The 13,868-nt window shown below is 72.8% G+C and carries 12 protein-coding genes; 5 read left to right on the forward strand and 7 right to left on the reverse strand.

The features are described 5' to 3' along the window. The first annotated feature begins 174 nt into the window (after nucleotides 1-174). The 3 genes from AB0J57_RS04410 to AB0J57_RS04420 all read left to right on the forward strand — a co-directional run bounded on the left by AB0J57_RS04410 (nucleotide 175) and on the right by AB0J57_RS04420 (nucleotide 3,348). Complete coding sequence (locus AB0J57_RS04410) at nucleotides 175-933, forward strand: GntR family transcriptional regulator (RefSeq protein WP_366126400.1); 759 nt, start codon at nucleotides 175-177, stop codon at nucleotides 931-933. 132 nt (nucleotides 934-1,065) lie between these two features. Then, nucleotides 1,066-2,163, forward strand: a complete 1,098-nt coding sequence (locus AB0J57_RS04415) for an adenosine deaminase (protein ID WP_366126401.1) — start codon at nucleotides 1,066-1,068, stop codon at nucleotides 2,161-2,163. Nucleotides 2,164-2,286: 123 nt separating this feature from the next. Next, nucleotides 2,287-3,348, forward strand: a complete 1,062-nt coding sequence (locus AB0J57_RS04420) for an AI-2E family transporter (protein ID WP_366126402.1) — start codon at nucleotides 2,287-2,289, stop codon at nucleotides 3,346-3,348. Here AB0J57_RS04420 and AB0J57_RS04425 read toward each other — a convergent pair. From AB0J57_RS04425 to AB0J57_RS04445, 5 genes are all read right to left on the reverse strand, one after another. Continuing rightward, the gene (locus AB0J57_RS04425; RefSeq protein ID WP_366126479.1) at nucleotides 3,325-5,241 is read right to left on the reverse strand and encodes a CocE/NonD family hydrolase; all 1,917 of its coding nucleotides are present in this window, start codon (nucleotides 5,239-5,241) and stop codon (nucleotides 3,325-3,327) included. The genes AB0J57_RS04420 and AB0J57_RS04425 overlap by 24 nt on opposite strands. Before the next feature lie 111 nt (nucleotides 5,242-5,352). After that, nucleotides 5,353-6,285, reverse strand: a complete 933-nt coding sequence (locus AB0J57_RS04430) for an LD-carboxypeptidase (protein WP_366126403.1) — start codon at nucleotides 6,283-6,285, stop codon at nucleotides 5,353-5,355. Then, nucleotides 6,282-8,264 carry a prolyl oligopeptidase family serine peptidase gene (locus AB0J57_RS04435; RefSeq protein WP_366126404.1) on the reverse strand — a complete coding sequence of 661 codons (1,983 nt, stop codon included), beginning with the start codon at nucleotides 8,262-8,264 and terminating at the stop codon, nucleotides 6,282-6,284. Before AB0J57_RS04435 ends, AB0J57_RS04430 begins: the two co-directional genes overlap by 4 nt. A 16-nt stretch (nucleotides 8,265-8,280) precedes the next feature. Next, complete coding sequence (locus tag AB0J57_RS04440) at nucleotides 8,281-9,618, reverse strand: M20/M25/M40 family metallo-hydrolase (RefSeq protein WP_366126405.1); 1,338 nt, start codon at nucleotides 9,616-9,618, stop codon at nucleotides 8,281-8,283. Then, nucleotides 9,611-10,444: a M55 family metallopeptidase gene (locus AB0J57_RS04445; RefSeq protein WP_366126406.1), complete on the reverse strand. Its 834-nt coding sequence runs from the start codon at nucleotides 10,442-10,444 to the stop codon at nucleotides 9,611-9,613. The genes AB0J57_RS04440 and AB0J57_RS04445 overlap by 8 nt, the downstream gene beginning before the upstream one ends. A 195-nt stretch (nucleotides 10,445-10,639) precedes the next feature. Here AB0J57_RS04445 and AB0J57_RS04450 point away from each other — a divergent pair, with 195 nt between their 5' ends. Further along, on the forward strand, nucleotides 10,640-11,383 hold the full coding sequence (locus tag AB0J57_RS04450) for a 2OG-Fe dioxygenase family protein (protein ID WP_366126407.1): 744 nt from the start codon (nucleotides 10,640-10,642) through the stop codon (nucleotides 11,381-11,383). Here AB0J57_RS04450 and AB0J57_RS04455 read toward each other — a convergent pair. Both AB0J57_RS04455 and AB0J57_RS04460 read right to left on the reverse strand, forming a co-directional pair. Continuing rightward, nucleotides 11,370-12,506: a glutamate--cysteine ligase gene (locus AB0J57_RS04455; RefSeq protein ID WP_366126408.1), complete on the reverse strand. Its 1,137-nt coding sequence runs from the start codon at nucleotides 12,504-12,506 to the stop codon at nucleotides 11,370-11,372. The genes AB0J57_RS04450 and AB0J57_RS04455 overlap by 14 nt on opposite strands. Nucleotides 12,507-12,543: 37 nt before the next feature. Then, the gene (locus AB0J57_RS04460) at nucleotides 12,544-13,071 is read right to left on the reverse strand and encodes a hypothetical protein (protein ID WP_366126409.1); all 528 of its coding nucleotides are present in this window, start codon (nucleotides 13,069-13,071) and stop codon (nucleotides 12,544-12,546) included. Nucleotides 13,072-13,249: 178 nt separating this feature from the next. On the opposite strand from AB0J57_RS04460, the gene AB0J57_RS04465 reads away from it, so the two are divergent. After that, nucleotides 13,250-13,813: a hemerythrin domain-containing protein gene (locus AB0J57_RS04465; RefSeq protein WP_366126410.1), complete on the forward strand. Its 564-nt coding sequence runs from the start codon at nucleotides 13,250-13,252 to the stop codon at nucleotides 13,811-13,813. Nucleotides 13,814-13,868: the final 55 nt, after the last annotated feature.

Below are 13,868 nucleotides of genomic sequence, written 5' to 3' on the forward strand. Positions count from 1 at the left end.
TGTCTGACAAGTGCTGCTGAGCCAGATTGGGATCTACGCGCGTAAACGTCAATACCCTGCGGCCAATTTTTCGAATTGCCGCAGCTCAGTGGCGCTGAATCGAGACCGAACACCATTGCCGAGCCCGGCCGTCGGGGCATAACTTGCAGACAAGTGAGCCGAGGAGGGGCAGTGGTGGTCAGCAGCGCTGAGCAGCGGAGACCGGTGGTGGTGCTGTACGAGCGGATCGTGGACGCCATCCACGCCGGCACCTACCCGCCCGGCTCGACCCTCCCCTCCGAGCCCAAGCTCGCCGCCGAGCTGGGCGTGAGCCGCCCCGCCCTGCGCGAGGCGCTGCTGCTGCTCCAGGAGGACGGGCTGCTGTCGGTGCGCCGTGGAGTCGGCCGGACCGTCGCCGACCGGCCGCCCCGGCGCGGCTTCGAGCACATCCAGCCGCTGGAGGAGCTGATCGGCGCGGGCGCCCCCGTGCGCGTACGGGCCCTGCTGCGGGCGGTCGAGGAGCCGACCGACTTCACCGCCCAGCACCTGCTCGCGGCCGCCCGGGCCCGGCTGCGGTTCTGGGAGTCGCTGCTGGCCGCGGACGGTACGGCGGCGGCGCTCAGCCAGGAGTGGGCGGCCGCCGAGGAGGTCCTGGAGGTGGCCCACCCGGCCTTCGCGCGGGCGCTGGAGGCCGTCGCCGGCCAGCCGGACGCCGCCCGTACGTCGATGCTCGCCGTACTCGTCTCCTCGTCACGGGGCGTGCCACTGAGCGCCCACAGCAGCGTGACGGCCACGCTGGTCGGGCAGCGCCGCGGAGAGCAGCTCGGCCGGCCGGCCGACACCCCGGCCGTACTGATCACCCAGGTCGTCCGCGCCGGCGACGTCCCCGTCCTGGCCGCCAAGCACATGCTGCCGACGGGCGCGGCGGCCCTCCCGGTCCTCCAGTCGAACTGACCCTGCCGTCGGCCCCTGCCACGTGCTCCAGCGCCTAGTCCCTGCCGCCGGCCCCAGCGCCTGGTCCCTGCCACCGCCCCCTGTCGGCTGCGTCACGGCGTCCAGCCGGGGCGTGCCGTACACTCGCGCCCCATGCACTTGTCTGACAACGTCCCCGCCGACGCTCCCGCCACCGCCGACTGGATCCGCCGCGCCCCGAAGGCGGTCCTCCATGACCACCTGGACGGCGGCCTGCGCCCCGCCACGATCATCGAGCTGGCCCGCGAGTGCGGTTACACCGGCCTGCCGACCGAGGACCCGGCCGAGCTCGCGGTCTGGTTCCGCGACGCCGCCGACTCCGGCTCGCTGGAGCGCTACCTGGAGACGTTCGCCCACACCTGTGCGGTGATGCAGACCCGCGAGGCGCTGTTCCGCATCGCGGCCGAGTGCGCCGAGGACCTGGCGGCGGACGGTGTCGTCTACGCCGAGGTCCGGTACGCCCCCGAGCAGCACCTGGCGGGCGGCCTGTCCCTGGACGAGGTCGTGGAGGCCGTGAACGACGGCTTCCGCGAGGGTGAGCGCCGCACCGGCGGGCGGATCACCGTCGGCACGCTGCTGACCGGCATGCGTCACACGGACCGTTCGCTGGAGATAGCCGAGCTGACCGTCGCCCACCGCGAGCGGGGCGTGGCGGGGTTCGACATCGCGGGCGGCGAGATCGGCAACCCGCCCTCCCGGCACCTGCCGGCCTTCCAGCACCTGAAGCGGCACAACTGCCACTTCACCATCCACGCGGGCGAGGCCGTCGGCGCGGAGTCGATCCACGAGGCGGTGCAGGTCTGCGGCGCCGAGCGGATCGGTCACGGTGTGCGGATCACCGACGACATCCAGGTGCGCGAGGACGGCACGGCCACGCTCGGCCACCTGGCCGCGTACGTCCGCGACAACCGCATCGCGCTGGAGGTCTGCCCGACCTCCAACCTCCAGACGGGCGCCGCGAAGGACTACGCGACGCACCCGATCGACCAGCTCCGCCGCCTGGGCTTCCGCATCACGCTGAACACCGACAACCGCCTGGTCTCGGGCACCACCATGAGCCAGGAGTTCCAGCACATGGTGGACGCCTTCGGCTACGGCCCGGAGGTCTTCGAGGAGTTCACGGTCGCCGCCGTCGAGGCCGCGTTCCTGCCGCTGCCGGAGCGCCGCCGGATCATCGACGAGGTCATCCGCCCGGGCTACGCGGCCCTCTAGCGGCCCGGCGGCCCGGCCGCCCCTTGGCGTGAGCCACCAGCCGGCTGCGGTCCGGCCCCCCGCGCGGGCGAACGTCCGCCCGGGTGCGTGGGGCGGCCGGCTCCCGGTGGTACCTCCCTGGGCATGGAGCCACAGGTGTCCCCGTTCCTCCGCCGGGCCGCGGCGCACGCGTGGCGCCTGCTGGTCGTCGGCGCGGTGGTGTACGCCGTGTTCGCCGTGCTGGGCCGGTTCCACGAGATCGGGGTGGCGCTCTTCCTGGGGCTGGTCATCACGGCGATGCTGAGGCCGGTCGCCGACGTCGTGGCCCGCGGGCTGCCCCGCGGGCTCGCCGTCGCCGTCACGCTGATCGGCGGGATCGCGCTGGTGCTGGGGGCGCTGGTACTGGTCGGGGAAGCCGTGGCGGGCGAGACCACGACGCTGGTACGGGAGTTCCGGGACGGCGTGGACCGCATCGAGGAGTGGCTGGAGGAACCGCCGTTCCGGCTGAACCCGGATGTGCTGTCGGACCTGCACTCCCGGGTCGCCCAGTTCCTCTCCAGCCATCGCTCGACGCTGCTCAGCAAGGCGCTCAGCGGCGCGAGCGAAGCGGTGCACGTGCTCACCGCCGTCGCCCTCGGTCTGTTCGCCTCGGTGTTCTTCATGCACTCCGGAGACCGGCAGTGGGCGTGGTTCTGCGCGCAACTGCCGGAAGGGTCGCGGTCGCGGTGGGCTCTCGCCGGGCCGGCGGCCTGGCGCACGTTCACCGGTTACACGCGCGGGATCGTGCTCGTGGCCGCGACCAACGCGATCCTGGTCGGCCTGGCGCTGTACTTCCTCGGAGTGCCGCTGGCCGTACCGCTGGCGCTCCTGGAATTCTTCGCCGCGTTCGTGCCCCTGATCGGCTCACCGGTCGCGCTGGCGGTCGCGGCGGTGGTCGCCCTGGCGGCGAAGGGACCGCTGACGGCGGGCATCGTGATCGCGCTGATCGTGATCATCGGTCAGATCGAGGGGCACCTGCTGCATCCGCTGGTCATGAGCTGGGCGGTCCGGCTCCACCCGCTGGTGGTGGCGGTCTCGGTGGTCGGGGGAGCCATCGCGGCGGGCGTGGTCGGAGCGGTGGTCTCGGTGCCGCTGGTGTCGGTGGTGTGGTCGGTGTACACGACGCTGCGCGAGGCCCACCGGTCACCGGCCGTGGGCACCTCCTGAGGCCGGTCCGCCGACGCCTCCGCCGACGACGGGCAGCCGGAGCACACCGGTGTCCTCCGGGGCGCTGGTGACGGTCACCGGCTTGATGCCGCGGTTGCCGAGGTACGCGGAGTCGCTCGCGGCGATCACGAACCGGAGGCGGTGGCCTGCCTCGTACCGGTGCACGATGCCGGGCAGCTCCACGGTGAACGGCCGGGTGACGTCCGGTACGCGCACGGGCGCGACGAGCCGGTTGACCAGCGTCTGCGCACCGTCGGGGGCGACGTCGTACACCTTGGCGAAGAGCACCAGTTGGTCGGCGGCGTCCCCGGAGTGCTGCACCCGCTCGGCCGCCGGCGAGGTGACGCGGAGGGTGGCCCTGGGGGCGCCGACCACGTCGAGGGGGGCTTTCAGGGGCTCGCTGGTCCAGCCGAGGAAGGTGCCGGGCGTGTCGTACGGCTTCGGGTCGGTGAGGCCGATCAGCCCGGCGAGCGAGGACTCGGAGTGGCTGGTCGGAAGTGGCAGGTTGCGGTACTGGCGCGCGCCGCGCGCCACCTTGGCGCGGTTGTCGACGAGCTTGCCGTCGCCGGACAGGTACAGCGTGCGCGACAGCGGCGGCACGGCGGCGGCGGTGCCGTAGCCGGTCTGCCAGTCGCGGTAGTACGCGAAGGCGGGGCCGGTGTCCGTGCCTGTCCTCTTGTGCAGGTGGCGGTCGAACCAGGCGAGGATGCGCCGGCCGACGTAGCTCGTCTCCAGGTTGCCCTGGCCGAGGTTGAGTTCGCCGCTCGCGGGGTCGGTGAGCCCGCCGCTGTGGCCCCATGACTGCCAGATCATCTTGGTCTCGGTGCCCCGCGCCTTGAGCTGCTCGTAACTGGCCTGTGCCTCGTTGAGGTTGAACAGGCTGTCGGCCTGCCCCTGGATGAGAAGCGTCGGCGCCTTGACCTTGCCGAGGTACGAGACGGGGGACACGCTGCGTGCGAAGTCGAGCATCTCCCGTGTCTTCCCGGCCGGGTAGCGGCCGGAGTTGAGCAGCCGGACGGTTTCGCAGGCGCGGGTGACGAAGTGCAGGCAGTCCAGGCGGTTGATCCGGGTGGGGTCGAGGCTCGGCACGAGCAGCGGCTGCCCCTCCCCGACCAGGTAGAAGCCGTTGGCCCACTGCCATTTGAACGCCCCCGGCACATCACGCGAGGCGTTGTTGGGATCCAGCGAGTACGCCAGGTCGTGCCAAGTGATCATCGGTACGAGGGCGTCAACGCGGTGGTCGACGGCGGCCGTGGCGAGCTGGATGGCACCGCCGTACGAGCCGCCGATCATGCCCACGCGCGGGTCGCCGTGGCCGTCGGTGGTGACGAAGTCGGCCTTGGTTCCGTCGTCGGCGGCGCGCTCGCCGCCGAGGAAGTCGAGGAGCCGGGACGCCGCCGTGCCGTCGATGCGCGGGTCGTCGAGGGAGATCAGGCAGCCGGACTTGCCGAACCCGAGCCCCGAGTAGACGAGGGTGACATAGCCGCGTTCGGCGAACGCCTTGCCGATGGCCGCGGTGGACCCGTCGGACTTGCTGCCGCCGAACCCGTTGGTGGCCAGCACGGCGGGCGCCCGGTGCCCGGCGTCGACCCCGGCCGGCCGGTACAGGTCGGCGTCCACGGCGCAGGTGCGTCCCCCCGCCTCCACGGTGAACGTCAGTGGCGTGACGGTGAACGGACCATCCGCCCCGGTCGCCGCCGACGACGGCACGGCCACGGCGAGCGGCGCGGCCGTTGCGGTCGGTGCGGCCGTGGCCAGCGGTGCGGCCGTGGCGAGCGGTGCGGTCGTGGCCAGCGGTGCCCCGAGCGCGGCACCGGCCACGAGAACCAGGGACTTCCGAAGCCTGGGCAGGGCGCGCGACGACACGGGGACCTCCACGGTGAGGTGGCACATACCGACCGGTAAGTACCGGGCCGCGCTCATGGTGTGACACGTGTCAGATCCACGTCAACGGTTGTGCGGGGGTTTCTTGACGCGCATTCAACCAACAGGCGGGGCGCGCAGTCAGCGCAGTGCGGGCTCGTCCAGGGTGAGCGTGCCGGCGTCCGCGTCCAGGGTGGCGGGGATGCCGAGGGGCACCGTCAGGTTGGTCGGGCTGTGGCCGAAGCCCAGTTGCTCGACCACCGGTACGCCGAGGGGCGCCAGCCGGTCCAGGAGGGTGGCCCGGACCTCGGGGTAGGGGCCGCACTCCTCCCACGAGCCGAGCGCGATGCCCGAGACGCCGTCCAGCCAGTTGGCGCGGAGTAGTTGGGTGAGGATGCGGTCCAGTCGGTACGCCTCCTCGCCGGTGTCCTCCAGCAGGAGCAGGCCGCCGCGCGCGGACGGGCGGCCGTGCGGCGTGGCGAGGTCGGCGGCGAGCAGGGCCAGGCAGCCGCCCATGGTGACGCCCCGGGCCCGGCCGGGCACCATCGGCCGGGCGCCGTCCAGCCCCAGGGTGCGCACCGTCTCGGGCTCGAAGAGCGTTGCCCGCAGCGACTCCTGGGTGGCCGCGTCCTTGAGGAACGTGAGCACCCCGGCCATCGGACCGTGCAGCGTGGCCAGCCCCATCCGTACGGCGAACGCCTCGTGCAGCGCCGTCACATCGCTGTAGCCGACGAACACCTTGGGCCCCGCCGCCCGCATCGCCGTCCAGTCGAGCAGGTCGGCCATGCGGTGCGCGCCATAACCGCCACGTGCGCAGATCACCGCGGAGACGGACGGATCGCACCACGCCTCCGTCAGGTCGCGGGCGCGGTCCTCGTCGGCGCCCGCGAGGTACGGCAACTCGGGGTGTACATCCAGGACGTGCGGCATCACCACGGGGTCGAGCCCCCAGCCGCGCAGGATGTCCACCCCCGCCCGGAGGCGGTCCTCGGGCACCGGGCCGCTGGGCGACACGATGGCGACCCGGTCGCCCGGCCGCAACCGCGAGGGCCGTTCCAGCGGCGTGGCCGTCACTTCTTCAGCTCCAGCAGCGGGACATCGAGGCGGGTGATCCCGAAGACCTGTACGTACAGGGAGAGTTCGGCCTCCAGGGCCCGCACCACGCTGTCGGCCCGCCGGAAGCCGTGCCCCTCCCCCTCGAAGGCGATGTACGCGTGCGGAATGCCGCGCCCGGCCATCGCCGCCAGGAACCGCTCGCTCTGCGCGGGCGGACAGATCACGTCGTCCAGCCCCTGGAGCAGCAGGAATGGCGAGGCGATGCGCTCCACCTGGGAGATGGGCGCGCGCTCCCGGTAGCGGCCGGGCACGTCCGTGAGCGGCCCGATCAGCGACTCCAGGTAGCACGACTCGAAGTCGTGCGTCTCGTCCGCCCATCCGGTCAGGTCGAGCACCGGGTAGAGCAGCGTGCCGCAGGCGTAGACGTCGGTGGCGGCCAGCGACGCCGCGGCGGTCCAGCCGCCCGCGCTGCCGCCCCGGATCGCGAGGCGGGCCGGGTCGGCGGTGCCCTCGGCGGCGAGCGCCTCCGCGACGGCGGCGCAGTCCTCGACATCGACGACGCCCCACTGCTCCCGCAGCCGGTCGCGGTAGGGACGGCCGTACCCGGTGGAGCCGCCGTAGTTGACCTCCGCGACGCCGATCCCGCGCGACGTGAAGTAGGCGATCGCCAGGTCGAGGACGAGCGGGGCGTGCCCGGTGGGTCCGCCGTGCGCCCACACCACATAGGGCGGCAGTTCGTCGTCGGGGGCGATCCGGTCGGGGTTGTGCGGCGGGTAGATGTGGGCGTGGATCTCGCGGTTGTCCGGGCCGGTGAACGTGCGGATCTGCGGCTCCGGGTAGTACGCCGGGTCGACGGAGTCGGCGTGGGCGGAGCCGATGACCCGGGTGCGGCCGGTGCACGTGTCCAGCTCCACTACCTCGTAGCCGCTGCGCGGGCTGGCCGCCACACCGATGACGCGCGTGCCGTGCCCGGCGAGCGTGGAGGCCCATTCCGTCCACGGCCCGGGGGCGTCGACCACCTCACCGGTCTCGGGGTCGAGTATGCCGAGGCTGGTGGCCCCCCTGCCGTGGATGACGGCGATCGTCCCGTCGTCCAGCGGCTGGAACCACTTCAGCCCGATCTTCCACAGCGGCCCGCCGAACTCCTCGGCCCGCCCCGTGCACAGCCCGGCCTCCCCCGCGCCCGGCCTCATCCGTCGCAGCTCCCACCAGCCGCAGGCGTCGGAGACGAACAGCAACGAGCCGTCCGGTGCCCAGTCGACCTGGCAGACCGCCTCCTCGGTGCCCCCGGCGACCGCCCGCACACCGGTGAACGGTCCGCCGTCCGTGACGTCGCCGGTCATCACCTCCGTGCCGTCCCACGGCATCCGCGGATGATCCCAGGCGAGCCACGCGGCCCGTGTGCCGTCCGGCGAGAGCCTTGGCCCGGTGACGAACCGGTGCCGGCCGTCGGTCAGCTCCCGCACGGCGCCCCGGTCCTCGGCCGCCGAGCCGTCGAGCGGCACGGCCGCGATGACGCGCCGTACGTCACCGGGTCCCGGGCCGGTGAACTCCTCCAGGACGCACCACACTTCGTCCCGGTCCAGGTGGATGACGGGGTCCACCCAGCGCAGTCCGCCGCCCACGCCGGACACCGGGGTGAGCGGCCGCGGTTCGCCGTCGCCGTCCGGCTCGTACAGGTACAGCCGCTGGTCGGGGAAGTGGCTGAAGACGACGAGCGGCCCGGCGGCCTCCTCCCGTACCGCCCCGGCCCACGGCTGGCCGCCGTACTCGACGACCCTGCTGCGGACGTTCCAGGGGGCGGGCAGCACCGGCGCCTCGGTGCCGTCCGGGTGCCTGCGCACCAGGGCGCGTCTGCCGCCCTCGGCGGGCCTCGGCTCGGTCCACCACACCTCGTCGCCCACCACGCCGACGTACTCGGGACGCCCCTCGTGCGCGGCGGCGAGGTGCGCGTCGATCGGTGACGGCCAGGTTCCGTAAGCCCCCGTGGGTACCATGCCGGATGCTCCCCCTCTATGCGGTCTGGAGATAGTGGTCGAGGACGCGGATTCCGAAGTGCAGCGCGGCGATCGGGACGCGCTCGTCGACGCCGTGGAAGAGCGCCTGGTAGTCGAATCCGACGGGCAGTCTCAGTGGTGCGAAGCCGTAGCCGACGATGCCGAGCCGGGCGAAGTGCTTGGCGTCGGTACCGCCGGACATGCAGAACGGCACCACGTGCGCGTCCGGCTCGAAGTGCTCCAGGGCCGCACGCAGCTTGGCGTACGTCGGTGAGTCGACCGGCGCCTGAAGGGGGATCTCCTGGTGCTGGAACTCCCACTCCACGTCCGGGCCGGTGAGCATGTCCATCGTCTCGGCGAACTCCAGGTCGCCGCCGGGCAGCACGCGTCCGTCGATGTGGGCGGAGGCGGTCCCCGGGATCACATTGACCTTGTAACCGGCGTGCAGCATGGTCGGGTTGGAGCTGTTGCGGATGGTCGGCTCGACCAGGGCGGCGGCGTGGCCGAGCTTCGCCAGCAGGATGTCGGCGTCGAAGTCGTCGGCGTCGAAGTCGGGCTGGAGGCCGTACAGCGCGCACAGCTCGGTGAGGGCGGCGCGCACCGTCGGGGTGAGGCGTACCGGCCACTGGTGGTTGCCGATGCGGGCGACGGCCTCGGCGAGCCGGCTGACCGCGTTGGACCGGTTGACCTTGGAGCCGTGGCCCGCCCTGCCCTCCGCGGTGAGCTTGAGCCAGGCGGTGCCGCGCTCCCCCGCCCCGATCGGATAGATCTCCAGGTCGGGTCCGGCGTGGAAGGTGTAGGCGCCGGACTCGCCGATGCCCTCCGTGCAGCCGTCGAAGAGCTCCCGGTGGCGGCGTACGAGGAAGGCGGCGCCGTCGGCGGCGCTGGCCTCCTCGTCGGCGGTGTACGCGATGACGATGTCGCGCCGGGGCCGGATGCCGTGGCGGGCCCACTCGCGGACGACCGCCAGGACCATCGCGTCCATGTTCTTCATGTCGACGGCGCCCCGGCCCCACACCAGCCCGTCGCGGACCTCACCGGAGAAGGGGTGCACGTCCCAGTCGCCGGGGTCGGCCGGCACCACGTCCAGATGGCCGTGGACGAGGAGCGCTTCGGCGGACGGGTCGGTGCCCTCGATCCTCGCCACCACGTTGCTCCGGCCGGGTGTGCGCTCCAGGACGGCCGGCTCCAGCCCGGCCTCGGCGAGCTTCTCGGCGACGTACTCGGCGGCGGGCCGCTCCCGGCAGTCGCCGTTGCCGCGGTTGGTGGTGTCGATCCGGATGAGCTCGGAGGTGAAGGTCACCACCTCGTCGAGAGCCTGGGAATCCGTGTCGAAGGGCGTCACGTCAGCCATACTGCTCCTCCACTGCGGCCGAGACGATCGTGGTGACCGCCTTGAAGGCGCGAATGGCCTCGTACATCGTCTCGCTGGTGTACGCGACGCGCCGTTCCCCGCTGATGGCCACGCCCGGGACGACGGTGGCGGCAGCCGCGAGGTGCTCCGCGTCGAACTCCAGCTCCACGGTGAACGGCCCGCCGCGCACCGGTTCGTACCGTACGGCGAGAGCGGTCGCCTCCTTGGCTGCGGCGCGGATGTCGGCGGCCGTCCGGGTGGGGGTGCGGCACACCGCCGCGTACCGCGACACGTGGTCCTTGACGGCGACCTTGCGGGCCTCCGGGGCGTACGCGAGGGCGTCCTCGCAGGTCAGGTCGTCGCCGGTCACGAGGATGACGGGGACGCCGTACTCGGCGACGACATGGGCGTTGAGCATGCCCTCGCTCGCCCGTACGCCGTTGAGCCAGACGCCGGTGATGGAGTTGGCGAGGTAGGTGTGCGCGAGGACGCCTTCGGTGCCCGCGCCCGTGTGGTAGCCGACGAACGCGATGCCGTCCACGTCGCCGTGCTGGACGCCTTCCACCATGGAGAGGGACTTGTGCCGGCCGGTGAGCATCTCGGCACGCTCGTCCAGGTGTTCGAGCAGCAGATTGCGCATGCTCCAGTGCGCTTCATTGATGAGGACCTCATCGGCGCCACCGTCGAAGAAACCCAGCACGGCCGCGTTCACATCGGAGGTGAACATGGACCGGCACCGCTCCCACTGGGGGGTTCCGGGCAGCACGTCGGCCGGCCAGGTCACACCGGTGGCGCCTTCCATGTCGGCGCTGACAAGGATCTTCATGCCTCGAAACCGTACGCGGTCCTGCCCCGCCTGCCCAGGCCTGTGGATAACTGTCGGCCGGGCGCCGGACGGCCACGTGCGGACCAGGCGCCGGCCGGGTGCCGGACGCCGGACGCGGGCTTCGGTCCGACGCCGGACGCACGCTGCGGCCGGGTGCCGGATGCGGATGACGGCCGGCCACCCGAACATGGACGCATGGACGACGTGGCCAAGGAGAGGACCGTGGCGCACACCGCCCCGGTCGCCGCCGCCCGCGAGGCACTCGTGTCGGCGGGCGCGTACGTGATGTCACCGGCGGCCGTCTCGGAGTGCCTCGGGACCGACGAACACGGCTGGGCCTGCTTCGCCACCCACTGGGAGGACCTGGCCCCGGATGAGTACGCGGCCGAGCGGGGAACGCGCCGGCTGCGCCGTTACGGGCACTTCTCCCTCACCCGCACCGGAGAGCTGACGCTGCTGCCGCACGTCGCCTTCGTACAGCCCGAGCAGTCCAATCCGCTGTACGTCGACGTGGACCGGAACTTCGAGCCTCTGACGGACGCCTTCGTGGCCGATCCGCTCCTCACGCCGCTGCTGCGGATGCTGGGCGACGTGGCGGCCTGCCTGGACGACGCGGCCGAGTGGAGCGTGAAGGTCCACCCGTTCCGGGTCGTCGCCTCGGCCGACAGCCAGGGCGCGCCCACCCCGGAAGGCAGGCACCGCGACGGTGTCACGCTGGTGACGTCGCTGCTGATCGGCAGGGAGAACGCCACCGGCGGCGAGAGCACGGTCTACGATCCCGACGGCCGTGAGCTGCTGACCACCACGCTGAGCGAGCCGGGCACGCTGCTCCTGGGCGACGACCGCGCCACCCTGCACGGCGTGTCGCCGATCCGCCCGCTCGACACCGGCAGGCCCGCCCACCGGGACGTCCTGGTGACCACGCTCAGGGCACGCTGACGCAGTCTGTGGCACGCACCAGGGCGTCCACCACCCCGGCCGGGCCGGTCGCGCCCCGGGCCCACGCGCGCTGCCGTTCCGCGCCGGTCCCCCGGGCCGCGAGCCGCCGCAGGAACGCCAACACCTCGCCCATGTCCCCGTACGCCTCCAGCACCGGCCGCACATGCCGCACGAGCCGCTCCGCCTGCTCGGGCGCGGGCAGGACGCGCCCGCTCAGGGCGTCCACGCCACTGCCGGGCCAGCCGTCCCGGGCGGCCCGCCAGTACGCGGCGCGCAGCAGTTCGCCGCAGACGCGCGGGCCCGGATCGCCGCGTACGGCCTCGTTCGCCGCCGTGACGACGAGCGCCCTGATCAGTACCGTGAGGGCCACCGTGTCGTCGATCTCCGCCAGGACGTCCATGGAGCGCACCTCGAGCGTCGGCAGGCGCGGGTTGGGCCGGACGTCCCAGAACGGCATGCCGGGCTCCAGCATCGCCTCCGCCTCCGCCATCGCGGTGGCGAGCCGCTCGTGATGGGCGAGCGACTCGGCGTACGGCGGCGGCCCCAGGCACGGGAAACGGCTCCTGATCACGGACCGCCAGCTCGCGTAGCCCGTGTCGAGGCCCTCGTGGAACGGTGAGTTCGCGCTCATCGCCACCAGGAGCGGCAGCCAGGGCCTGAGGTGGTTGCCCACCAGGACGGCGAGTTCCCGGTCGGGCAGGTGCACATGGACGTGGAAGGCGCTGATGGCGAAGTCGTCCAGCATGGCGCGGTACTGGTCGGCCCCGGCGCGGTAGCGCGGGTGGTCGCCGATGTCCGCCCGGCGGGAGACGCCCAGGACCGGCGTTCCGGAGGCGCACAGGCGGAGGCCCTCGGCCCGCGCGGCCGCCACGGCCGCCGCCCGTACCCGGTGCAGTTCCTTGCGCAGCTCCTCGGCCCCCGGGCACGGCGGCGTCTTCCCCTCGATCTGGTACTCGGTGAACTCACCGGAGACGAGGTCCCCGACCATCGAGGAGGCCCGTGCCACCACCCGGGCACCGGCGGGTTCCACGGCGCGCGTCGTGGGGTGGACGAGGAAGTACTCCTCCTCCACTCCGAGCGTGGGCGCGTGGATCGCCCACGCGTTGTTCTCCCAACCGTTCACCGCTTCAGCATCACGCGTCGGGGCGGCTCTGTCTCGTTCAGCCCGCGAGCCGGTCCCCGAGCCGGTGGAGGAGCTGCTCCCGGTGCAGCTCCGCTATCGGGGCGAGCAGGTCCGGGTGGCGCAGCAGCGGGGCGGCCCGCCGGTCGTGCTCGTCGGGGTCGACCAGCCGCCGGAACTCCACCGGCGCCCCCTCCAGGTGCGGGGACCCGGCGAGGGCCTCCATGGCGGCCGCGGCGAGCCCGGGCGTACTGAGCAGGGACGCCGCCCAGCTCGCGACGACCTCGTCGACCCAGGTGCGCCACGCGTCGGGCTCCTCGGCACCGGTTTCGGCGGCGTCCGCGCCGGTGACCCCGTCGAGCCGGGCCGAACCGCCCGGCCCGGCCACGGCGACCAGCGCGGCGTCCATCGCGGTCGGGTAGCGCAGCCACGCCGCGACCGTGACGGCCTGCCGCGCCTGCGCCTCGGCCCGGGCGTGGTCGAGCGCGCCGCCGCCCGGCGGGTAGGCGCGCGTCAGCCACTGCGCGGTCGCCGCTATGAGCGGGGAGAGCGAGAAATCTGCGGGCACGGCTGATCCATCCGAACGCACGGGGGTGAGGGGACGGAAACGGTACCGCCGGAATTCCGGGGAGGAAATGACGCACCTCACGTGGAACGACACGCTGAGCCGACGGCAATACGCGGGGGACGGACGCGGCGGCGTTTCATTGGGGAAATCCGGAAATACCGCGCGAAGGAGCGTCGGCATGGCACACGGTGGAGACGTCGTCACGGAATTGACCAATGACCACGAGGAGGTGGAGGAGCTCTTCACCACCATCGAGGAACTGCCGCCCGGTGACAGCCGGCGCAAGGAGTGCGCCGACCAGGTCACCATGGAGCTGGTCCGCCACTCCGTCGCGGAGGAGGCCTACCTCTACCCGGCGGTACGCCGGCACGTGCCGGGCGGTGACGCGCTCGCCGAGAAGGAGCTGGCCGATCACGCGGCCGCCGAGCGCATCATGAAGGAGCTGGAGGGCTGCGAGGCGGGGCATCCGCAGTTCGACGTGCTGATGAACAAGCTGATGACGGAGATCCGGTCGCACATCACCGACGAGGAGAACAACCTCTTCCCGCGCCTGCGTGACGCGTGCTCCGCCGAGGTGCTCGACGACCTCGGGGAAAAGGTCCGCCAGGCGAAGCGGACGGCCCCGACCCGCCCCCACCCCTCCGCCCCCGACAAGCCCCCGGCCAACAAGCTCCTCGCCCCCGGGGTCGGCCTCGTCGACCGCCTCCGCGACGCGATGACGGGCCGCGGCAAGACCTCCTGACCCGGCCCGGCTCCGTACCGAGGGCCACCGAGGGCCGCCGACGCCCCGCCGGGGA

The sequence above is a fragment of the Streptomyces sp. NPDC049837 genome, assembly GCF_040674455.1.
Taxonomy (GTDB): domain Bacteria; phylum Actinomycetota; class Actinomycetes; order Streptomycetales; family Streptomycetaceae; genus Streptomyces.